Raw genomic sequence first — 21,513 nt, 5'->3', positions numbered from 1 at the left:
AGCGTACGAGTGTGACCACGACGACTCATCCCTCGCCCCAGGTGCGGCGCGGCACCCCGGCGCCGGGGACACAGCACCACGGCGTCCTCCGCATCATCGGCACGACGCTGACCTGGGCGTTCGCGTCCTTCAACGTGCTGGTCCTGCTCTTCATGCTGTTCTCGTCCTTCAAGACGACGAAGGAGATCTTCCGTGCGCCTTGGGCTCCGCCGAGCTCGCTGCACTTCGAGAACTGGAGCCAGGCGTGGAGCAACGGTGGCTTCGGAAGCGCCGCCGTCAACACGATCCTCGTGGTCGCCGCGTCGTCGGTGTCCGTACTCGTCATCGCCGCGCCGGCGGCGTACGCCCTGTCTCGCACCCAGACGCGACTCGCCGGCGGACTGACGGTCTTCTTCACGCTGGGGATCGGCATCCCGACCCAGGTGACGATCATCCCGATCTTCGTGATGATGGCCAAGGTCAACCTGGTCAACAACCTCTTCGGTCTGTACGTCGTCTACACGGCCGTGTCGCTGCCGTTCACGGTCTTCCTGCTCACCGGGTTCTTCCGCTCGCTCCCGGGGCGACTGGAGGAAGCGGCGGCGATCGACGGCGCGGGTGTCGTGCGCACGTTCGTCCAGATCATGCTGCCGCTGGCCCGCTCGGGTCTGGTGACGGCCTTGATCCTCAACATCATCGGCCTGTGGCACGAGACGCTCATCGCCCTCGTCTTCATCCAGGACCAGGACAAGTCGACCCTGTCGCTGTCGCTGCTGTCGTTCATGTCGACCATCACCTCGTTCAGCGACAACCCCAACTGGGGGGCGCTGTTCGCGGGAGTGTCCATCCTCGTGCTGCCGATGCTGGCCCTGTACGTCTGGCTCGGCCGGCGGATCGTGGAGGGCATCACCGTGGGCGCGACCAAATGACAACTGATAGGAACCACTGATGGCTGACGTCGTCTTCGACAACGTGACCCGGATCTACGCCGGGGCCGAGACCCCCGCCGTCGACGCACTCGAGCTGGAGATCGCCGATGGTGAGCTCGTCGTCCTCGTGGGGCCCTCCGGATGCGGTAAGTCGACCACGCTGCGGATGCTCGCGGGGCTCGAGGGTGTTGATGGCGGGGAGATCCGCATCGGGAGCCATGACGTCACGCACGTGCGGCCCAAGGACCGGGACATCGCCATGGTGTTCCAGGAGTACGCCCTGTACCCGCACATGACGGTCGAGCAGAACATCGGCTTCCACCTGAAGATCGCCAAGGTGCCCAGGACCGAGATCGCGAGGCGCGTGACCGAGGCCGCGCGGATGCTCGACCTGACGCCGTACCTGCAGAGGAAGCCGGGGAAGCTGTCGGGCGGCCAGCGCCAGCGCGTGGCCATGGGGCGTGCGATCGTGCGTGAGCCGCAGGTCTTCCTCATGGACGAGCCTCTCTCGAACCTCGATGCCAAGCTGCGGGTGCAGACCCGCACCGAGATCGCCGCGCTGCAACGTCGGCTCGGCGTCACCACCGTCTACGTCACGCACGACCAGGTGGAGGCAATGACCCTCGGCGACCGCGTCGCCGTCCTCGACCATGGCGTCCTGCAGCAGTTCGACCGACCGCGCGCGATCTTCGATCGACCCGCCAACACCTTCGTCGCCGGGTTCATGGGATCGCCTCCGATGAACCTGCTGGGAGGCCGGCTCGAGGGCGAGGACGTGCGTGTCGCCGAGCTGACGCTGCCGACGACGCGGGCACAGCGCGAGGCGTTGACCTCGGACGAGGTGACGGTCGGCGTCCGCACCGACGCGTTCGTGCCCGCGGCGGACGGCGAGGCCGCGCTGAACTCGATCATCGAGCTCGTCGAGGACCTCGGATCGGATGCCTACGCGTACTGCATGACCGACCTCGGGGGCGCCGCCCGGCACCTGGCCGTGCGGGTCGACCCCGACGAGGTGCCGGACCGGGGAGCGAAGCTGCGCCTGCGGCCGCGCCCGGGTGCGGTGCATCTCTTCGACGGCCGCACCGGCGACCGACTCCCCGACTGAACGGATGCGATGAGCGACCGACCGAACGTTGTCCTGATCTCGGCGGACCAGTGGCGTGGCGATGCGCTGTCGGCCGCCGGACACGACGTGGTGCGCACCCCCGCGCTGGACGAGATCGCCGAAGGGGGCACGCGCTTCGAGAACGCCTTCAGCGCGACTCCCACCTGCATCCCGGCCCGCGCGGCCCTGATGACGGGCCTCGCGCAGGAGTCGCACCGCCGGGTCGGGTACCGAGACGGTGACCCATTCGACTACCCGGTGACACTGCCCGGTGAGTTCCGCCGAGGCGGCTACCAGACTCGCGCGATCGGCAAGATGCACGTGTGGCCGGAGCGTGCGCGGATCGGGTTCGACGAGGTCGTGCTGCACGACGGCTACGTCCACTTCTCCAGGCGAGGTTCGCGCTCGAGGGCGGAGTACGACGACTACCTGCCCTGGCTGCAGCGTCGCACCGGAGACCCGACGGCCGACTACACGGCGCACGGCCTGAGCTGCAACGGGATGCTCGCGCGGCCGTGGGACCGCGACGAGGCCCTGCACCCCACCACGTGGGTCGTGAGCGAGGCGATCGACTGGCTCTCCCGGCGCGATCCGACGGCGCCCTTCTTCCTGTACCTCAGCTTCCACCGGCCGCATCCTCCGTTCGATCCACCCCAGTGGGCCTTCGACCAGTACCTCGCCGCTCCGCGGCGCGATCCGGTGGTCGGCGACTGGGCAGGGATCTTCGACGACCTGCGCGTCGATCCGATGTCACCCGAGGCGTTCGCGGGCTGGATGGACCCCGACCTGCTCCATCGGGCTCGAGCCGGGTACTTCGGGCACATGTCGCACATCGACGCGCAGGTGCGCCGGTTCAGGGAGTCGCTCGACGAGTTCGGCCTCGGCGACAACACCGTGTTCGCGTTCGTCTCCGACCACGGCGAGATGCTCGGCGACCATGGCCTGTATCGCAAGAGCTTCCCCTACCAGGGCTCGGTGCACGTGCCGTTCCTGCTCTCCGGTCCACGGGACGGGCCGGTCGCCGGCGGTGTGGTTCGCAGCGAGCCGGTCGAGCTGCGAGACGTCATGCCGAGTCTCCTCGATGCGGCGGGGCTGCCGATCCCGGACGGACTCGACGGACGCACCGTCCTCCCGCTGGCTCGGGACGAGGCGGCCTCGTGGCGGGAGTTCCTGCACGGCGAGCACACGCTCTTCGGACAGTCGATGCAGTGGCTGACCGACGGCCAGGAGAAGTACGTCTGGCTGTCGGGCAGCGGACGCGAGCAGCTCTTCGACCTCGCGGTGGACCCGCACGAGTGCCACGACCTCACGCTCGAGGGCGATCGGCGCGAGCGCGTCGCACGATGGCGGACTCGCCTCGTCGAGGTGCTCACGGGCCGCGAGGAGGGCTTCGTGCACGACGGTGAGCTGGTCAGCGGTCGCCCGGTTGTCGAGATGCTCTCCGGCCCGGCCCCCTGGAGGCCCCGCTGACGAGCCGCACGCCGACCTCTGCTCGAGCCCCCGAGCGCACGCTGCTGGCGATCACCGACCAGTCGACGGGCGGGCGCATCCGCATGGTCGATGCCAGGTCCGGTGACACGGCATGGAGCTGGCGCCCGCCGGCACAGCGCGTCGCGGGCTGGGGGCGCCCTTCCGACGTACGTCGGTGCCGCGTCGGCGACTCTCCCGTGATGGCCGTCTGCGACTCCTTCGGCTACGTCGGGGTGATCGGAGAGGACGGTGATCCGCTGTGGTCCGCGGACGTCGGTCGCCGGGCGAACCCTCACGCGGTGGATGCATCGGCGCACGGCCGGATCGCGGTCGCGGCCAGCACCGGGGGATGGGTTCGTCTGTACGACGCAAGGTCGACGAGCGCCGACGCGGTGGCCGAGATCCCGCTCGCGGACGCCCACGGGGTCGTCTGGGACCCGGCCGGAGAGATGTTGTGGATGGTCGGCGGTGACCGCCTGCTGTGCGTGGCGGTCACCGGGCCCGTCGACCGCCCCCGGTGGCGGGTGGTCCTGGAGGACCGCACGCCGAGCCCGGAGGCGCATGACCTCCAGCCGGTGCAGGGGTCCGGCGAGTTCTGGGTCACGACCAGGAGCTCGGTCTACCGCTACTCGCCGGCCGAGGGGGCCTGGTCATCCGACTTCACCGGCGCGGAGGACCTCGACCGACCTGACGTGAAGAGCATCGGTACGCACCCGGGCGACGGCACCGTCATCCAGACGGTCCCCGCGTCCGGACTCGGGCTCGGCTGGGTGACCGACACGATCGACGTCTTCGGAGCGGGCCACCGAGCCGTGCGCACCGACGCGTGGATCTACAAGGCACGGTTCTGGGCCGACGAGTCGGAGTGAGCGATTCTGAGCGAGCCATCCACAGAGTTGCCATGTTCAATCACTCTGGCTATGCTCGCCGGGTGAACTCGATGGACTTGGCGGTGGGCGCCGGCGCCCACCTCGCGGCCGAACTCGCCACGCAGCCCGACGACTGGATGGCGGCGGGCGAGGTCGCCCGCCAGCACGCCGACCTGCTGCCCCGGCCCGGCGAGCGGGTCGGCGTGATCGGGTGCGGCAGTTCGCTGTACGCGGCGCAGTCGATCGCCGCCATGCGAGAGTCCGCAGGACTCGGCGAGACCGATGCCTGGCCCGGAGGTGACCCGGTGCTCCGGCGTCCCTACGACCGGGTCATCGCCATCACTCGCTCCGGCACGACCACCGAGATCCTGACCGCGCTCGACCGGCTCGACGGACGAGTCCCGGTGACCGTGATCACCGCGGACCCTGCCTCCCCGGTCGTCGAGCGCGGTGAGGTGATCTCGATCGGATTCGCCGACGAGCAGTCCGTCGTGCAGTCGCGCACGATGACGACCGCGATCGCGCTGCTCCGCTGGCACCTCGGCGAGGATCTGACGTCGGCGGCCGAGCAGGCGCGCGGGGTGCTCGCGCTCGACGAGGACTGGTTCGCCGACCTCCGGCACGCGGCGCAGGTGAGCTTCGTCGGCGCGGGCTGGACCTACGGTCTCGCGAACGAGGCCGCACTCAAGCTTCGCGAGTCGACGCAGTCGTGGACCGACGCATGGCACCAGACGGAGTATCGCCATGGTCCGATCTCGGTGGCCGCGCCGGGGCGCGCGGTGTGGGCCCTCGGTCCGCTGATCGCGAACCTCGCGCGCGACGTCTCCGCCACGGGTGCCACCCTGGTGCACTCCGACCTCGACCCGCTCGCCGAGCTGGTGAAGGTGCACCGGCTCTGCGTGCTGCTGGCCGGTGACCGTGGGCTGGACGCGGACCGGCCCCGGAACCTGACCCGATCCATCGTCCTCGAGGCATGACGCCTGGCCTCGTCCTCGCGATCGACGTGGGCGGCACGACCCTCAAGGGCGAGCTGGTCGACGTCGCGGGCCGGGTGCTGGCCGCTCGAGCCGCGCCGACACCGCGCGGAGGTGACGTCCGCGACGCGATCGCCGAGCTCGGCCGTGCGTTGCTGAGCGAAGCAGGCGGTCGGCCCGTGGACGGTGCCGGCGTGGTCGTGCCTGGCGTGGTCGATCCGGCCGCCGGCATCGCGAGGTACAGCGCGAACGTCGGGTGGCGAGACCTGGAGATCGTGGAGGCGCTCGGCGACGCGTGGTCACTCCCCGTGTCGATCGGGAACGACGTGGCCGCGGGTGGAGTCGCCGAGCTGCGCACGGGAGCCGGCCGGGACGTCGCCGACCTGGTCTTCGTGCCGATCGGGACCGGAATCGCGGGCGCGCTGCTGTCCGGAGGTCGCCTGGTGCCCGCCGGCGGTGGTGTCTGCGTGGAGATCGGCCACGTCGCCGTCCGCCCCGGGATGCCGTGCGGGTGCGGCGGCGACGGGTGCCTCGAGGCATGGGCGTCCGCGGGTGCGATCGCCCGGCGGTACGCCGATCTGGCCGGCGTGCCGGTGGCCGGCGCGGACGAGGTCGCCGCCCGCGTGGGCCGCGACGCGGTGGCCGACCGGGTGTGGGCCGACGCGGTCGACGCCCTCGCGGACGGGCTCACCACGGTCGCACTGCTGCTCGCGCCGGAGCTGGTGGTGATCGGCGGCGGGCTCGGTCAGGCCGGCGACCTGCTGCTCCACCCACTCGGAGAGGCGCTCGAGGCCAGGGCGCGGGTCGTCCCCGCGCCCGAGCTGACCACCGCCGTGCACGGCCTGCGTGCCGGAGTCGTCGGCGCCGGCATGCTGGCTCGCGACGCCTGGTCGGCCGAACGATGACGTCCGCCCTGTCCGGCGCCCTCGTCACGCCGACCGAGATCCTGCGGGAGGGTGTCGTGGAGGTGCGCGGCGATCGTCTCGGGTACGTCGGACCGCGAGCCGGTTGGACCGGCAGCGCCCCCGAGCCGGCCGGGATCCTGGTGCCCGGGTACATCGACCTCCACTGCCACGGCGGCGGTGGCGCGAACGCCACCGACGCCGCCGGTGTCGCAGCTGTCGCCACGCATCATCTCGGGCGGGGGACCACCAGCATGCTGGCCAGCCTCGTCAGCGGTCCGACGGAGACGATCACGGAGCAGGCGTCTGCGATCGCCGACGTCGTCGAGAGCGGCACGACCTCGATCGTGGGCGGCCACCTCGAGGGGCCGTGGCTCAGCCCCGCGCGGTGCGGCGCGCACGACCCCCGTGTCCTGGCGACGCCGGACGAGGCGTCGGCGGCGGCGTGGCTGGCTGCCGGCCGCGGCACGCTACGCATGGTGACCCTTGCGCCCGAGCTGACCGGCGCGCTGCCGGTCGGCTCTCTGCTCGAGGACGCCGACGTGCTCGTGGCCTACGGACACACCGACGCCGACGCGGCGTCCTTCACGACCGCGCTGCGGGCGCGCCGCGCCCCCCTGGTGACGCATCTGTTCAACGGGATGGCGCCGCTGCACCACCGCGCGCCCGGTGCGGCGGGCGCGGCACTGCGCGAGCTCGCGCGGGGAGCGGCGTCGGTCGAGCTGATCGCGGACGGCGTCCACCTGGCGGACGAGACGGTGGCCATGGTCTTCGACGTCGCCCCGGACGGACACGTGCTGCTGGTGAGCGACGCGATGGCGGCGGCCGGTTTGCCGGACGGTGACTTCGAGCTCGGGCCACTCGCGGTGCGCGTCGTCGACGGCGTCGCACGGCTCGACGGCGGCTCGCTCGCCGGAGGTACCTCCCACCTCGGTGAGATCGTGAGCCGATGCGTGACCACGATCGGGCTCGACCCGGTCGCGGTGGTGGCGGCCGCCAGCAGCACGCCGGCTGCGCTGCTGGGGCTGAGCGACCGGGGTCGGCTGGCGCCGGGGCTCCGCGCCGACCTGGTGTCCCTCGGAGCCGAGTGGCAGGTCGATCGCGTGATGCGGGGTGGCGCATGGGTCGTCTGATCCTCACGATCACGCCGAGCCCGGCCTACGACGTCACGTACGAGACGTCCGCGCTGAACCCGGGCGAGGTCCACCGGGTCTCGGCCGTGCACCGAAGGCCGGGCGGGAAGGGCGTCAACGTCGCCACCGTGCTGGCCAGGCTCGGCGAACCCGTGGTCGCGGCCGGGATCGCCACCTCCGAGTTCGCCGCGGACGTCGAGCGCCTCGGCGTCCCCACCGCGTTCACCACGGCGTCGACGGGGGTCAGGAGCACCGTGGTCGTCGTCGACGGTGGTCGTGCGACGTCGTTCTGGGAGCCTGCGGTGGCGCCGCCGGACCCGACCACGGCGGTCGCCGACCTGCGCGACCGCGTGCTCGGACTGCTGCCTGACGTCGGCTGCGTGGCGATCTCGGGCAGCGTGCCCGCGGGTGTCGGTCACGCGCTTCCTGCCGAGCTCGCCCGGCTCGCGCACGACCATGGAGTCCCCTGCCTGGTCGACGCCTCCGGCGAGGCGCTTGCCGCAGCGGCCGCCGTGCCCGGGGTGGTCCTCTGCCCCAACGCCGACGAGCTCGCGGAGCTGTGTGGCCACGTCGCCGACCACCGGGATGCGGTCGCCGCGGCTCGATCGCTGGTCGATCGGGGCGCGGGCATGGTCTTCGCGACACGCGGTGCCGACGGCATCGCGCTCGCCACGCCGGACGGTTGCTGGCTCGTGCCTGCCGTCCCGGACGTCACCGGCAACACGACCGGCGCAGGCGATGCTGCGGCCGCTGCGATCGCCCGAGGCCTGTGTGTCGGCACGCCGGCGGTGCGGATCGCCGAGGACGCGGTGGCGCTGGCGGCCGCCGCCGTCGCCGCTCCCGTGGCGGGGGAGATCGATCCGACCCGCTACGGCGCCTACCGGGCCGGCGTCGTCGCCCGCGCTCTTTCATCCGAGGAGACCCCGTGACCCTCGCGTCCATGTCGGATCTGGCCGCCCGCGCGGCGCGTTCGGGGGCCGGCGTCGGTGCCTTCAACGTCGTCCAGCTCGAGCACGCCGTCGGGATCGTTCACGGGGCGGAGCAGGCGGGCCGGCCGGTGATCCTGCAGATCTCGGAGAACACCGTCGCCTACCACGGTGCGCTGGCGCCGCTGGCGCGCGCGGCCCTGACCGTCGCCGAGCAGGCCTCGGTCGACGTCGTCGTCCACCTCGACCACGCGATGGACCTCGACCTCGTCCGCGAAGCGATCGATCTCGGCCTGCCGTCGCTGATGTACGACGCGTCGGCGATGAGCTACGAGGCGAACGTCAGCGCCACCCGGGCGGTCGTGACCGAGGCCCGCGAGGCGGGCGTGTGGGTCGAGGCGGAGCTCGGAGAGGTCGGCGGCAAGGACGGGGTCCACGCACCCGGGGCGCGCACCCGTCCCGACGAGGCGGCGGCCTACGTCGCCCGGACCGGTGTCGACGCGCTCGCGGTGGCGGTGGGCTCCTCACACGCGATGCTGACGCGCGATGCCGAGCTCGACGTCGATCTCATCGCGCGACTCGCGGCAGCGGTGCCGGCCCCACTCGTGCTGCACGGTTCGTCCGGGGTCCCCGACGAGGGCCTTCGGAGCGCTGTGGCCCAAGGGATGCGCAAGGTCAACGTCGCGACCCAGCTCAACAAGGCGATGACCGCAGCCGTTCGCGCGGCGCTCTCGGATCCCGACCTCGTGGACCCGCGCAGGTATCTCGGGCCCGGGCGTGACGCGATCGCCGCCGAGGTCACCCGGCTGCTGGACCTCCTGGCGCCGACGGCGTACTGATCCGACGGGGCGGCGGCTTCAGGCCGAGCTCGTGGTCGCCCGGCTCTCGAGCGCGGAGACGACACGGGCGTTCACGGCCTCCCGGGAGGCTGCGTAGTGAGCGGGGTCGTAGCTGAAGTGGTCGAAGGCGAGGCTCCCGTCCGGATCGACCAGGGCACGCGCGGTCTCGAAGTCCGTCAGGTCGCGCAGCAGCTGCAGGGCGCGATGGTCTGCCATCGCCTGGCAGAAGACGCGGAACCGGATCGACTCCCACGGGGTGCCGTCGGGACCCGGGTAGACGAGGAAGGGGTCGCCACCCGGGAACCCGTCGTTGGCGCACGTGTCGCGGAAGGGGTCGACCGGGTGCGTCGAGTGGTGCGCGTTGTAGAAGTTGAAGCCCCAGTGCAGGAACCCCGCCACCCGGAAGGCGAAGAGCTGGTGACCGAGGGCCCGGTTCCGCACCGACGGCATCGCGATGAAGCGGTTGGCGACGCCGCGCTGCTGTGCGCAGCAGTAGTAGACCCACAGGGGACGGACGTCGTTCTCCAGGAAAGGCACGACTGCGTCCGTCGCCACCACCGGCACCGCAACTGCCCCCGTGGTGACGAACGCGTGGTTGCTCAGCGCGTCCACGACCAGGCATCCCTCGAGCAGGTCGGCCACGACCTCGCGGGCGGCACCGTAGCCGGCGAGCATCTCCACCGCCGGCTCGTCCGACACGTGGTAGACCACCTCGCCGTCGGCCCAGTGCTCGGCGAGGAACGCACGGAGTGGTGGCACGAGCTGCTCGAGGAGCCGTCGGTAGTCGGGAGACGTGGCCGGGACGTGCCAGCCGAACCGCTGCTCGACTCCTCGGGCGGTCTCGACGTAGATCGCCGGCGTCGCGGTGGCACCCCACTGGGTGAAGAAGTGGGCGATCTCGATCGTCATGATCCCGTGTCGACGGCACATCTCGAGCCATCGGCCGAGCTTGTCGAACTCGAAGTCGTAGCCGTGCGGAGTCTCGGCGATGTCGATCAGCTGGACCGGCAGCCTCGAGGCGCCGACCGCGGTGTCGAGCGGGGGAGTCCACGTCGGCGTGAGCACCGAGGTCGCGTCCATCTCGGACGCCTTGGCGACGAAGGCGTCGAGGACCCGCCAGAGCTCTTCGCTGAAGACGGGGAGGTCGTAGTACTGCGCGAGCGAGTCGACGTGCAGCCAGTGCGTGTTGACGATGTCCAGGGCCGGCAGCCGGTGGGGATGGACCACGATCTCGACCTGGCCCTCGTACAGCAGACCGGACCGTGATCCGCGCGCCCGGAGGACGACGCTGGACGCGCCGGCCAGTCGCGGGTCGTCGACGCAGACGTCGAACCACAGCGCGCGCCAGCTGCCGATGGTGGGCTGAACGACGCGGTCGGGCAGGGGCGCCAACAGGTCCGGAAAGAGTCCCGGCCTCGTCGACAGGTAGTGCTCGTCGTGGCCGTCGTACGCCGCGAGGCTCACGGGCACGAGATCCACCGAGCGGACCACGACGCCGGCCGCCGCCGGTCCGTCGACCTCGATGGTGAAGGTCTCGACGTCGACGAGCTGGTCGGCATGCGGCGGCAGGAAGGCGAGCTGGAAGGACGCGACCTCGCCGAGGAAGACGCTGGTGAGCGGAGCGTCGAGCGGCCGCGGCCGTCGATCGGGGAACACCTTCTCCAGGCTGTCGACGAGGACGAACGACCAGGACCGGCGCGTTCCCATCTCTGCAGCTCCTGTCCGCTTCGACGCCCCCACCGGGCCGGCGCCCGGGGTGTGCGCCCACGCTAGTGTGATCGAACTTGGTGGGTCAATCGCGCTATCGATCGAAAGTGCGCACTCGCAGAGGGATCCGCGGTCACCGGACCGTTGCGAGACCGAGACGTTCGCACGCCTTGGCAAGGCGTCGCCGGAGAGTAGTGTGCCAAGCGGCTTCGTAGATGTGGCTCCGCGATCCGGGACCACTCGACCCGGAGGTGCGACATGGTGAACCGACGATTTCTCGCCGTGGTTGGAGCGGGTGCCCTGGCGTTGGCGCTCGTCGCCTGCGGTGGCGACGACGACGGCGGCGGCGGAGGATCGAGCGGAGGCGGCACCACCGGCACCGAGTGGATCCTCGGCACCACCGACTCGGTGACCGCCCTGGACCCGGCCGGGTCCTACGACCTGGGTTCCTCGGCGCTGCAGTACGCGATGTACCAGCAGCTGCTCACCGTGCCGCCGGGCACGACGACCCCCGAGGGCGACGCCGCCGAGTCCTGCGAGTACACGGACCCGAAGACCTTCCAGTGCACGCTGCGCGAGGGCCTCACCTTCTCCAACGGCGACCCGCTGACCTCGTCGGATGTGAAGTTCACCGTCGAGCGGAACATCAACATCGCCAACCCCAACGGTGCATCGGTGCTGCTGGCCAGCCTGTGCGAGGCGCCGTGTCCCGACGACGCCATCGAGACGCCCGACGACCAGACCGTGATCTTCCACCTGAGCCGGGCCGACGCGACCTTCCAGTACGTGCTGACGCACGCGTCCGCGGGGTCGATCGTCAACGAGGACGTGTTCCCGGCCGACTCGCTCCTCTCCGACGCGGAGGCGGTCGGGTCGGGTCCCTTCGTGATGGCCGACTACGCCAAGGACGAGCAGGCCACGCTGACCAAGAACGACGACTACCAGGGGCCACGCGAGGCGAAGTCGTCCACGGTGTTCGTCAAGTACTACCCGGAGGCGTCCAACCTCAAGGTGGCGGTGCAGAACGGCGAGGTCGACGTGGCCTGGCGCAGCCTGAGCCCGACCGACATCGTCGACCTCAAGGACAGCTCCGACCTGCAGGTCCTGCAGGGCGAGGGGGCGGAGATCCGCTACTTCGTCTGGCAGCTCTCGACACCGACGGCGAAGCAGGAGGCGGTCCGCAAGGCGGTCGCCTACCTGATCGATCGGGCGGCGATCTCCGAGCGGGCCTACGACGGGACCGTCGAGCCGCTCTACTCGCTGGTGCCTCCGTCGTTCCCGGGCGCGACCGAGTCGTTCAAGGACGTGTACGGCGCGGAGCCGGATCCTGCGCAGGCCGAGAAGGTGCTCAACGACGCCGGCATCAAGACGCCGGTCGACCTGGTGATCGGCTACACGCCGACCCACTACGGGCCGAACGCGGTGGACGAGGCGACCGAGCTGCAGAGCCAGCTCAACGACTCCGGGCTGTTCAAGGTCGCGCTGAAGAACGCCGAGTGGGAGCAGTACCAGAACCTCTACAAGGAGGGTGCCTACGACCTGTTCCAGCTGGGCTGGTTCCCGGACTTCGTCGACGCCGACAACTACATCTCGCCCTTCGTGGTCGATGGCGGCTTCTACGCCAACAACTACAGCAACCCGAAGGTCAACGACCTGGTGGCGAAGGAGCAGGGCACGGACGACCAGGCGGTCCGCGAGGACGCCTTCGAGCAGATCCAGGACATCATCGCCCAGGACGTGTCCGAGATCCCGAGCTGGATCGGCCCTAACATCGCGATCGCGGGACCGGGCATGGAAGGCGTCGAGGAGACGCTCGACCCGGCGTTCATCTTCCGCTTCTGGAACGTCACGAAGTCCGGCTGACACGACGTCCGCGAGGGAGGGGTTCCGTCCCGGTTCCCCTCCCTCGGTCTGCGAAGGGATCGAGGGAGATGTCCACCGCGACCGCGCCCGGCTCGCTGCCGCGCTACATCGTGCAGCGGCTGCTGCTGATCATCCCGATGGTGTGGTTCATCCTCACCCTCGTCTTCCTGCTGATGCGGGTCGCGCCCGGCGACCCGGTGAGCGCCTCGGTGGGGGGCCGCCTGCCCGAGGCCGCCCTCGACCAGCGGCGGGAGGCGCTCGGGCTCAACGACCCCCTGATCCAGCAGTACTGGGACTACCTCAGCGGCGTCCTCACCCTCGACTTCGGCAACACGATCACCGACAACACGCCGATCACCCAGATCGTCAAGGAGAACGGCGGCGCCACGCTGACCCTGACGATCTCGGCGATGCTGCTCGCCCTGGTGGTCGGTCTCCCGCTCGGCCTGATCGCCGGCCGCTACCGGGACACTCCGGCCGACGGGGGCATCCGCATCTTCGGCATCGTGACGTACGCCGCGCCGGTGTTCTACACCGGGCTCCTGGTGCAGCTGCTGTTCCTCAACGTGTTCAGCGGGTGGCCGCTGCTGGGACAGAGCACGCCGATCACCGAGTTCACCGTGGAGACCAGGACCCACATCCTCCTGCTCGACGCGATCATCGCCGGCGACGGCGACGCCGTGATCGACGTGCTCAAGCACCTGATGCTCCCGGCGGTGACGCTGGGACTGTTGATCTGCGGCATCTTCATCCGCCTCACCAGGGTCAACGTGCTGCAGACGCTGCAGGCCGACTACGTCGAGGCGGCCCGCGCTCGCGGGATCCCCGAACGCAGGGTGGTGCGGTCCCATGCCTTCCGCAACGCGATGGTGCCGGTGGTCACCATCATCGGCCTGCAGGTCGCGTTGCTGCTCTCCGGCGCGGTGCTGACCGAGAAGACCTTCGCCTGGCCCGGCCTCGGCAACCAGCTGATCACCTACATCGACCAGCGCGACTACGCAGCCGTGCAGGGCATCATCACGCTGTTCGCGGTGGTCGTGGTGCTGATCAGCATCCTCATCGACATCGTCATCGCGCTGATCGACCCGAGAGTGCGGTACTGACATGGCGGTCATGAGGCGGGTGCTGGCACCGTTCCGCGAGACGGTGGGGTTCTCCCGATGGATGCTGCTCGCCGGCATCGTGATCGTGGCGTTCTTCGTCGTCCTCGCGGTCGGCGCGGAGTGGATCGCGCCGTACGGCTACGCGCAGAAGAGCGCCGACGGCGTCGACTTCCCCAAGCTCGCCGAACCCGGCGGCGATCACCTGCTGGGCACCGACAGGCTGTTCTTCGACGTCTGGTCCCGCGTCGTCTGGGGCGCGCGCACCGCGCTCGAGGTCATCGTGCTGGCCGTGGCCGGCTCGATGATCCTCGGCCTGGCGCTGGGCCTCGTCTCGGGCTACGTGGGTGGCTGGTTCGACCGGATCCTCGTCCTGGTGATGGACGCGCTCTACGCCTTCCCGCCCCTGCTCCTGGCGATCGTCTTCGGCTTCCTGCTCGCCGACAAGATCGGGGCCGGCGTCGTCTCGGCCGCCCTGTCGCTGACCGTGGTCTACCTGCCGCAGTACTTCCGCGTGGTGCGCAACAGCACCATCAGCGCGAGGGAGTCGACGTACGTCGAGGCCGCCAGGGCGCTGGGAGCGCCGGGTCGCACCGTCATCACCCGCTACCTCTTCGGCAACGTGATCCACAGCGTGCCGGTGATCGGCACCCTCAATGCGGCAGACGCGCTCGGCACGCTCGCGGCGCTCGGCTTCCTCGGCCTCGGCATCCAGCCGACCGACGGCGCCGACTGGGGCTTCGACCTGAGCCGCGCCCTCGACGACGCGTCGTCGGGCATCTGGTGGACCGGCGTGTTCTCGGGAGCGGCGATCGTGCTGCTGATCACCGGACTGACCCTCGTCGGCGAGGGGTTGAACGAGACCATCAACCCGGTCCTGCGCAAGAAGCGGCTCCAGAAGATCCGCCGCGAGGAGACGATTCGATGAGCACCCCACGAAGCTGCGGGCTTCCCCCGCTCCGCTCCTCCAGCCCACACCTCCGCGGGGACCCCGCATGAGCACCCCACGAAGCTGCGGGCTTCCCCCGCTCCGCTCCTCCAGCCCACACCTCCGCGGGGACCCCGCATGAGCACCACCGGCCAGGACGTGCTGTCGGTGCGGGACCTGCGGGTCTGGTACGGCACGGAGCGTGGCGCGGCCAGAGCCGTCGACGGCGTCAGCTTCGACCTCCGCCCCGGAGAGATCCTGGGCCTGGTGGGCGAGTCCGGCTGCGGCAAGACGACCCTCGGCCGCGGTCTGCTGGGTCTGCTTCCGCGTGGTGCGTTCGTCGACGGCGACGTCACCTTCAAGGGCAAGCCGATGCCCGCGGTCGCGAGCAAGGAGTACCGCGCTCTGCGCGGCGCCGAGCTCGGGATGATCTTCCAGGAGCCGATGACCCGGCTGAACCCGCTGATGCGCATCTCCGAGCACTTCGAGGAGACCGTGCGGGCGCACCACCCCGGCGTCTCGAGGGAGCGGGTCCGGCACGCCGCGCTCGAGGTCCTCCGGGTGATGGGCATCCCGCCGACGCGCTACCGGTCCTACCCGCACGAGTTCTCCGGGGGCATGCGGCAGCGGCTGACCATCGCGCTCGCGCTGGTGCTCCGCCCGGCGTTCATCGTCGCCGACGAGCCGACGACCGCGCTCGACGTGCTCGTGGAGGCGCAGATCATCAAGATCCTCGCCGACCTGCGCCGCGAGTTCGACACCTCGCTCCTGCTGATCACCCACAACCTCGGCATCGTGTCCGAGGCCTGCGACCGCGTGGCCGTCATGTACGCCGGCCGCATCGTCGAGATCGGCGACGCGCGGCAGGTCTTCCGGAGCCCCCAGCACCCCTACACCCAGGAGCTGCTGCGCTCGACGATCTCGCTGTCGACGACCGGGTTGAGCTTCATCCCGGGGTCGCCGCCCGACCTGGTGGACCCGCCCGCGGGGTGCCGGTTCCATCCCCGCTGTCCGCACGCGATGCGCGTGTGCGCCACCCAGGCTCCCGTGCCGCTCGAGGTGGCGGGCGGCCAGCGCGTCGAGTGCTGGCTGCACGGCCCCGAGAGCCAGGTCCCGCCCGGCGGTGGCGAGCCGCTGCACGTCCGAGAGGAGCTGAGCGTTGCCGACGAAGCCTGAGGCCGCTCGCGCGCCACGACGCGCCGAGCACGACGAGACGCTGCTGTCCATCCGCGACCTGCGGGTGCACTACGCGCTGCGGGGGAGCAGCCTGGCCCGCCTGTTCGGCCGCGACGTCGGCACCGTCAAGGCCGTCGACGGCATCGACCTCGAGATCGCGAAGGGCGAGGTGCTCGGCCTCGTCGGCGAGTCCGGCAGCGGGAAGAGCACGCTCGGCCGGGCCGTGCTCGGCCTCGCGCCGATCACGGGCGGCAGCATCGCCTACGAGGAGCGCCGGATCGAGACCATGTCCGGTCGCGCGCTGCGGGAGGTGCGCCGCAACCTGCAGATGGTCTTCCAGGACCCGAGCGCAGCGCTGAACCCGGCCATGGACATCGAGACCGCGGTCGGACACCCGCTGAGGATCCACCGGTTGGCCCGCGGCGACGAGCTCCGTCGCCGCGTCGTCGACGCACTCGAGCGGGTCGGGCTGTCGCCGGCGGACCAGTTCCTGACGAAGTACCCCGGCGAGCTGTCCGGCGGCCAGAAGCAGCGCGCGGTGATCGCGCGGGCGATCATCCTCGACCCCGTCCTGCTGATCGCCGACGAGCCGATCTCGATGCTCGACATGAGCGTCCGGTCCAAGCTCCTGCAGCTGATGCTGGACCTGAAGGCCGACCTGGACCTGACCTACGTCTACATCACCCACGACCTGGCCAGCGCGAAGTTCTTCTGCGACCGGGTGGCGATCATGTACCTCGGTCGGGTCGTGGAGATCGGCACCACCGAGGAGATCTTCGCCGACCCGAAGCATCCCTACACCCAGTCGCTGGTCGGGGCCATCCCGGACCTGGACCCCGACCGCTCGACTCCCCGCGACCTGCCACGCGGGGAGATCCCCGACGCGGCGAGCCCGCCGCTCGGCTGCGCGTTCCATCCCCGTTGCCCACAGGCTTTCGACAAGTGCGGGTGGGAGAGCCGCGACCTCCGGGTGCTGCTGGAGTCGCACTGGACCACGGTGCCGGAGGCGGAGTACGACGCGGAGCGGGCGATCATCGGCGACGTCGACGCGCTGGACCTGCCCGACCACGTGGCCGCGCTGCCGGCCGGGCGCGGTCACAGCGGCGGCGACGTGGAGCGGGTGCTCGACACCATCCACGCCGCCGACCCGGACGAGCCGTTCTGGCGAGGGGTGCGGCAGCGCCGGGTCGTCGACGCCGGTGTCGGCATCGACTTCCACGAGGGTGAGGACCCCGCGCTGCGGCCGGCCGGCGGGGTCCAGGTGGCGTGCCACCTCTACCCGCCGCCCGGCGATGCGGCCGGGCCCCCGCCTCAGCCGAAGGAGTGACGGAAGTGCAGCAGGACCCACAGCCGGGAGTGGCGGCGGGGCTGCGGGGCGGCCTTGGGGTCGGCGGTGGGGTCGGCGGTGGCGTCCGCGGTGGGTCGCGCACCCGCCCGGACCTGGCGGGCCAGCTGCTGCTGCTGGGCTTCGCGGATGCGCTGCTCGATGACCATCTGGGCGAGCACTGCGCCGGAATCCATCGGGTACATGTCGGCCTCCTGAGGTGGGATCGGATCGGTGGTTCTCGATGGCTCGATCCTTCGCCGGAGCCGGCGAATCCTCTGTTCGCCGGATGACACATCGGGTGACCGGTGCCGAACGGACGCAGCGCCCGCTCATCACCGCCGGTCGGAGCAGCGCCGTTCGAGCGCCGTCAGGTCGAGGACCTCGATGCGGGACCGGCTCAGCGCGACGACGCCCTGCGCCGCCAGGCGTCGCAGGACCTGGTTGACCGGCGGCCGGGACGCACCCACGAGGTCCGCGAGCTGGGTCTGGCTCAACGGGACCGTGACCGGTCCCACCGTCTCTGCGTAGGAGCGGGCGAGCTCGAGGAGGCGCCGGTAGACCCGTCGGTCCAGGCTCTCGTACATGGCCTCGACGAGCCGCCGGCTCAGGTGGTCGACCCGGTCCGCCAGCAGGGTGGACACGATCCGCTCGATGCCCGGGTTGCGCCTGCAGAGCGCGTCGAACGCGCTGGCCGCGACCGCCAGGGTGCGGCTCGGCTCCAGCGCGGTGACCGTCGCCGTCCGTCGGTGGTCGGCGCGCAGGAGGGCGAGCTCGCCGAAGTAGTCACCCGGCGCCAGGATCGTGAACGTCACCGTGGCGCCCGTCGCGAGACTGCCGTGCACGGTCAGGTGTCCGTGCTCCACGAGGTGGAGCGAGTCGGCCGGGTCGCCCTGGTGGCAGAGCACCTCGTTGCGCGTGAACGACCGGCGGCGGGCGAGGGCGAGGAAGGCGTCGCGGTCCTCGGGCCCCAGCGGCTCCAGCAGACGCCACATGGTCAGCGACGCACGCGCGCCGTCATGGCGCGGCCTGGGGGTTGTCGATGCCGGTGACCGCGAAGGCGTGCACCGGCCGGCTGAAGCCGCGCAGCGTACGGACGCCGACGTCCTCGCCCCGGACCGTCGGTCCAGCGGCGACGTGGACCCGTTCGGTCGCGAGGATCTGCCACGGACCCGCGTCGGAGCAGAGCCGCGACCCGAGGTTGGTGACGGTGCCGATCGCCGCGTAGTCGAGCCGCCCGTCGAATCCGATCGTCCCGAGTGTCGCGTAACCCTGTGCGATCCCGATCCCCAGCGCGAGGTCGTGGCCCTGCCGTGCCCAGGCCTCGGCGAGCGACCGGACCCGGGCCCGCATCGCGACGCTCATCCGGATCGCCCGCAGCGGGCCGTCCTCGCAGCGCACCGGGTCGTTGAAGAAGACCATCAGTCCGTCGCCGGTGAACCGCTCCAGCGTGCCCTCGAAGTGGAAGACCAGGTCGCCCACGGCCTGGTGGTACTGCGCCAGCACCCCCATGACCTCCTCGGGCTCGCTCGACTCGGCGAACGGGGTGAAGCCGCGCAGGTCGCAGAACACCACGACGATCTCGCGCCGGTGACTCTCCAGGAACGACTCGTCGCCGGAGTCGACGATCAGCTCCGCGAGCTGCGGCGACAGGAAGCGCCGCAGCCGCTCCATGCGCTGGAGCTGCGCCACGTGGTCGGCGACCCGCGTCTCCAGCTCGCGGTTCCAGTCGGCCAGCTCCGCGGCCTGCCGCCGGATCGTGTCCTGGTAGCGCTTGATGCGCGCGAGTGACGCGACCCGCGCCAGCAGCTCCGGTCGGTCGATGGGCTTGGTGAGGAAGTCGTCGGCGCCGGCGCGCAGGGCCTCGACCTTCTGCTCGACGCCGCTGGCGGTCACCATGACGACCGGCAGGTACGCCGTCCCCGGCCGCTCGCGGATGGCGCGGCACACCTCGTAGCCGTCGATGCCGGGCATCAGGATGTCGAGGAGGACGACATCGTGCTCGGCGGCGGTGAGGACCTCGAGTGCCTCCTCGCCGGATGCCGCCGACGACACGAGGTGGCCGTGCGACGTGAGGATCGCGTCGAGGAGTCGCACGTTAGCGGGCTGGTCGTCGACGACGAGGACCCGGGCACGCTCCTCGCGGTCGTCGTTCATCGCGCAGTCCCGAGGTTCAGGAAGTCCTCCACCTGCTGGGGGAGGGCCCGGACGCTGATGGGCTTCTCGACGTACCCGTCGAACCCCGCCTCGAAGGCCCGCGTGCGGTCGTCGTCCATGGCGAACGCCGTCACCGCGACGACCGGGACCCGGCGTGCGCGGTCGCCGCCGCGGATCCGGCGGAGCGCCTCGGCGCCGTCGATGCCCGGGAGCCCCAGGTCCATGAGGATCAGGTCGGGCACGACCTCCTCGGCGAGCCGCACGCCGTCCTCGCCGTTCGTCGCCGCGACGACCTCGAAGCCGGAGAAGGTGAGCACGTCGCGGACCAGCTTGAGGTTCTTGGGGTTGTCCTCCACGACGAGGATCCGGCGGCTGCTCACGGGCCGCCCGTCTCTCGCGTGCGCGGCGTCTGCGCCGCGGGGCTCGCGCCCACCCGGGAGAGCGCGCCGAGCAGCGCCTCCCGGGAGACCGGCTTGACGAGGTAGTCGGCGGCGCCGAGGGCCGCGCCCCGGGACCGCTCGTCGACGATGGAGACCACGATCACCGGGATGTCGCGGGTGCCGGGGTCGGCCTGCAGCGCCTCGAGGACCGCCCAGCCGTCGATCCCGGGCAGCCGGATGTCGAGCAGCACGGCGTCCGGACGGCCTCGCCGCACTGCCTCGAGTCCGCTGGGTCCGTCCCGCGCCGGCGTCACCCGGAGCGCGGCGGCCGACAGGTAGGCGGTGAAGAGGTCGAGCGACGGACGGTCGTCCTCGACGATGACGACGTGGCCGACGTAGGCGTGGGGTCCGGCCCCGGTCTCGGCACCCGGCTCCTGCGGCGGCCGTTGCGCGGGCAGCGAGAAGCCGAACGTGCTGCCGACGCCGACCTCGCTCTCCAGCCACATCCGTCCACCGAGCAGCTCGACGAGCCGGCGCGAGAGCGTGAGTCCCAGCCCGGTGCCCTCCTCGCGTGGGCTGCCGCGGCCGCCCTGCTGGAAGGACTCGAAGATGCGCTCGCGGTCGTCCTCGGGCACGCCGACGCCGGTGTCGGTGACCGTGATGTCGAGCTCCGCCGGCCGCCGCTCGGCGCGGACGACGACCGACCCGCCCTCGCCGGTGAACTTCACGGCGTTCGTCATCAGGTTGAGCAGCACCTGCTTGAGTCGCAGCTGGTCGGAGTAGACGGCGCCCACGTCGGGCGCCGCCTCGATCCGCAGGTCGACGCCCCGACCGCTCGCCCGCTCTCGCAGCATGCCGCCCGCCTCGTCCAGGATCGTCGGCAGGTCGAACGACGAGTACTCCAGCTCCATCCGCCCGGCCTCGACCTTGGAGAGGTCCAGGATCTCGTTGAGCAGCTCGAGCAGGTGGCGGCCCGAGCCGAGGATGTCGCGCAGGTACTCCTCCTGCCGCTCGTTGATGTCCCCGAACATCCGCTCCAGCAGCACCTCGGAGAAGCCGATCACGGCGTTCAGCGGCGTCCGCAGCTCGTGGGACATGCTCGCGAGGAACTCCGACTTGTGCCTGCTCGCCCGCTCCAGCTGCTGGACGAGCATGACGGCGTTGACCGCCATCGCGGCCTGGACGGCGAACGCGCTGACGATCGCCATCTCGCGGTCGTCGAAGGGGCGGACGTCGTTGCGCCAGACGTTGAGTGCGCCGACCACCCTGTCGTCGACGATCATGGGGGCCGCGACCACGGTCCGGAAGCCGGCGGCGCGCTGGAGGTCGTGACGACCGTAGTCCGGGTCCGCGAGGACGTCGGGGATCTGCAGCGTCCGTCGCTCGAGCCCGACCCGGCCGGTGAGCGTGTCGCGATCGGCGGAGATCGGGTGCTCGGTGATGAGGCGGTGCGACTCCTCGGTCAGGCCGACGGTGTTCCGCAACCGGTAGACGCCGTCCTCCAGGAGGTAGAGGTGCGCGGCGTCGGAGCGGCAGAGCCGGCGGGCGCTCGCGACGATCGTGGCGAGGACGGTGTCCGGCTCCGCGGCCGAGCGACCCATGGCCTCCAGCACGTCCGAGGCCGCCCCGAGCTGGTCCTCGAGGGCGTCGTAGTCCCGGCGGAGCCGTTCGTGCTCCGCAGCACTGACGGTTCCCTGTCCCGGGAACGTCGCAGGTTCGACCACGGCCGGTCCCTCCCGGCGGCCCGGCCGG

At 71.2% G+C, this 21,513-nt stretch carries 20 protein-coding genes; 14 read left to right on the top strand and 6 right to left on the bottom strand.

Going from position 1 to position 21,513, the window contains the following annotated elements:
* Nucleotides 1-11: 11 nt before the first annotated feature.
* The 9 genes from PZ894_RS03535 (at nucleotide 12) to PZ894_RS03495 (ending at nucleotide 9,126) form a co-directional block, all read left to right on the top strand.
* The gene (locus tag PZ894_RS03535) at nucleotides 12-908 is read left to right on the top strand and encodes a carbohydrate ABC transporter permease (RefSeq protein WP_275742535.1); all 897 of its coding nucleotides are present in this window, start codon (nucleotides 12-14) and stop codon (nucleotides 906-908) included.
* Nucleotides 909-927: 19 nt separating this feature from the next.
* Complete coding sequence (gene ugpC / locus PZ894_RS03530; protein WP_275742533.1) at nucleotides 928-2,013, top strand: sn-glycerol-3-phosphate ABC transporter ATP-binding protein UgpC; 1,086 nt, start codon at nucleotides 928-930, stop codon at nucleotides 2,011-2,013.
* Nucleotides 2,014-2,022: 9 nt separating this feature from the next.
* A complete protein-coding gene (locus tag PZ894_RS03525; protein WP_275742531.1) occupies nucleotides 2,023-3,483 on the top strand; it encodes an arylsulfatase in 1,461 nt (486 codons plus the stop codon).
* Complete coding sequence (locus PZ894_RS03520; RefSeq protein ID WP_345799134.1) at nucleotides 3,468-4,352, top strand: DUF6528 family protein; 885 nt, start codon at nucleotides 3,468-3,470, stop codon at nucleotides 4,350-4,352. The genes PZ894_RS03525 and PZ894_RS03520 overlap by 16 nt, the downstream gene beginning before the upstream one ends.
* 71 nt (nucleotides 4,353-4,423) lie before the next feature.
* Nucleotides 4,424-5,329 carry a sugar isomerase gene (locus tag PZ894_RS03515; protein ID WP_275742594.1) on the top strand — a complete coding sequence of 302 codons (906 nt, stop codon included), beginning with the start codon at nucleotides 4,424-4,426 and terminating at the stop codon, nucleotides 5,327-5,329.
* A complete protein-coding gene (locus PZ894_RS03510; RefSeq protein WP_275742529.1) occupies nucleotides 5,326-6,231 on the top strand; it encodes an ROK family protein in 906 nt (301 codons plus the stop codon). The genes PZ894_RS03515 and PZ894_RS03510 overlap by 4 nt, the downstream gene beginning before the upstream one ends.
* Nucleotides 6,228-7,361, top strand: a complete 1,134-nt coding sequence (locus PZ894_RS03505) for an amidohydrolase family protein (RefSeq protein ID WP_275742527.1) — start codon at nucleotides 6,228-6,230, stop codon at nucleotides 7,359-7,361. Before PZ894_RS03510 ends, PZ894_RS03505 begins: the two co-directional genes overlap by 4 nt.
* The gene (locus PZ894_RS03500) at nucleotides 7,349-8,290 is read left to right on the top strand and encodes a hexose kinase (RefSeq protein WP_275742525.1); all 942 of its coding nucleotides are present in this window, start codon (nucleotides 7,349-7,351) and stop codon (nucleotides 8,288-8,290) included. Before PZ894_RS03505 ends, PZ894_RS03500 begins: the two co-directional genes overlap by 13 nt.
* Complete coding sequence (locus PZ894_RS03495) at nucleotides 8,287-9,126, top strand: class II fructose-bisphosphate aldolase (RefSeq protein ID WP_275742523.1); 840 nt, start codon at nucleotides 8,287-8,289, stop codon at nucleotides 9,124-9,126. The genes PZ894_RS03500 and PZ894_RS03495 overlap by 4 nt, the downstream gene beginning before the upstream one ends.
* 18 nt (nucleotides 9,127-9,144) lie before the next feature.
* Here PZ894_RS03495 and PZ894_RS03490 read toward each other — a convergent pair whose 3' ends face one another.
* Nucleotides 9,145-10,833 (bottom strand): DUF4091 domain-containing protein, encoded by a 1,689-nt coding sequence (locus PZ894_RS03490; protein ID WP_275742521.1) that lies wholly within the window; start codon nucleotides 10,831-10,833, stop codon nucleotides 9,145-9,147.
* Between the two features lie 261 nt (nucleotides 10,834-11,094).
* Here PZ894_RS03490 and PZ894_RS03485 point away from each other — a divergent pair, with 261 nt between their 5' ends.
* From PZ894_RS03485 to PZ894_RS03465, 5 genes are all read left to right on the top strand, one after another.
* The gene (locus tag PZ894_RS03485; RefSeq protein ID WP_275742519.1) at nucleotides 11,095-12,696 is read left to right on the top strand and encodes an ABC transporter substrate-binding protein; all 1,602 of its coding nucleotides are present in this window, start codon (nucleotides 11,095-11,097) and stop codon (nucleotides 12,694-12,696) included.
* A 68-nt stretch (nucleotides 12,697-12,764) separates the two neighbouring features.
* Nucleotides 12,765-13,799 (top strand): ABC transporter permease, encoded by a 1,035-nt coding sequence (locus tag PZ894_RS03480; RefSeq protein WP_275742517.1) that lies wholly within the window; start codon nucleotides 12,765-12,767, stop codon nucleotides 13,797-13,799.
* A gap of 1 nt (nucleotide 13,800) precedes the next feature.
* Nucleotides 13,801-14,724, top strand: a complete 924-nt coding sequence (locus PZ894_RS03475) for an ABC transporter permease (protein ID WP_275742515.1) — start codon at nucleotides 13,801-13,803, stop codon at nucleotides 14,722-14,724.
* A gap of 138 nt (nucleotides 14,725-14,862) precedes the next feature.
* A complete protein-coding gene (locus PZ894_RS03470; protein ID WP_275742513.1) occupies nucleotides 14,863-15,900 on the top strand; it encodes an ABC transporter ATP-binding protein in 1,038 nt (345 codons plus the stop codon).
* The gene (locus PZ894_RS03465) at nucleotides 15,884-17,227 is read left to right on the top strand and encodes an ABC transporter ATP-binding protein (RefSeq protein WP_275742511.1); all 1,344 of its coding nucleotides are present in this window, start codon (nucleotides 15,884-15,886) and stop codon (nucleotides 17,225-17,227) included. The genes PZ894_RS03470 and PZ894_RS03465 overlap by 17 nt, the downstream gene beginning before the upstream one ends.
* Here the strand turns inward: PZ894_RS03465 and PZ894_RS03460 are convergent.
* The 5 genes from PZ894_RS03460 to PZ894_RS03440 form a co-directional block, all read right to left on the bottom strand.
* Nucleotides 17,212-17,430: a hypothetical protein gene (locus PZ894_RS03460; RefSeq protein WP_275742509.1), complete on the bottom strand. Its 219-nt coding sequence runs from the start codon at nucleotides 17,428-17,430 to the stop codon at nucleotides 17,212-17,214. The genes PZ894_RS03465 and PZ894_RS03460 overlap by 16 nt on opposite strands.
* 129 nt (nucleotides 17,431-17,559) lie before the next feature.
* Nucleotides 17,560-18,219, bottom strand: coding sequence for a Crp/Fnr family transcriptional regulator (locus tag PZ894_RS03455; protein ID WP_275742507.1), 660 nt, complete (start codon nucleotides 18,217-18,219; stop codon nucleotides 17,560-17,562).
* Between the two features lie 22 nt (nucleotides 18,220-18,241).
* On the bottom strand, nucleotides 18,242-19,381 hold the full coding sequence (locus tag PZ894_RS03450) for an adenylate/guanylate cyclase domain-containing response regulator (protein WP_275742505.1): 1,140 nt from the start codon (nucleotides 19,379-19,381) through the stop codon (nucleotides 18,242-18,244).
* Nucleotides 19,378-19,761, bottom strand: coding sequence for a response regulator (locus PZ894_RS03445; protein ID WP_275742503.1), 384 nt, complete (start codon nucleotides 19,759-19,761; stop codon nucleotides 19,378-19,380). Before PZ894_RS03445 ends, PZ894_RS03450 begins: the two co-directional genes overlap by 4 nt.
* Nucleotides 19,758-21,485, bottom strand: coding sequence for a GAF domain-containing hybrid sensor histidine kinase/response regulator (locus tag PZ894_RS03440; RefSeq protein ID WP_275742502.1), 1,728 nt, complete (start codon nucleotides 21,483-21,485; stop codon nucleotides 19,758-19,760). Before PZ894_RS03440 ends, PZ894_RS03445 begins: the two co-directional genes overlap by 4 nt.
* Nucleotides 21,486-21,513: the final 28 nt, after the last annotated feature.

The sequence above is a fragment of the Nocardioides sp. YIM 152315 genome, assembly GCF_029210375.1.
In the GTDB taxonomy this organism is placed as follows: domain Bacteria; phylum Actinomycetota; class Actinomycetes; order Propionibacteriales; family Nocardioidaceae; genus Nocardioides.
This window is presented reverse-complemented; position numbering and strand designations above follow the sequence as displayed.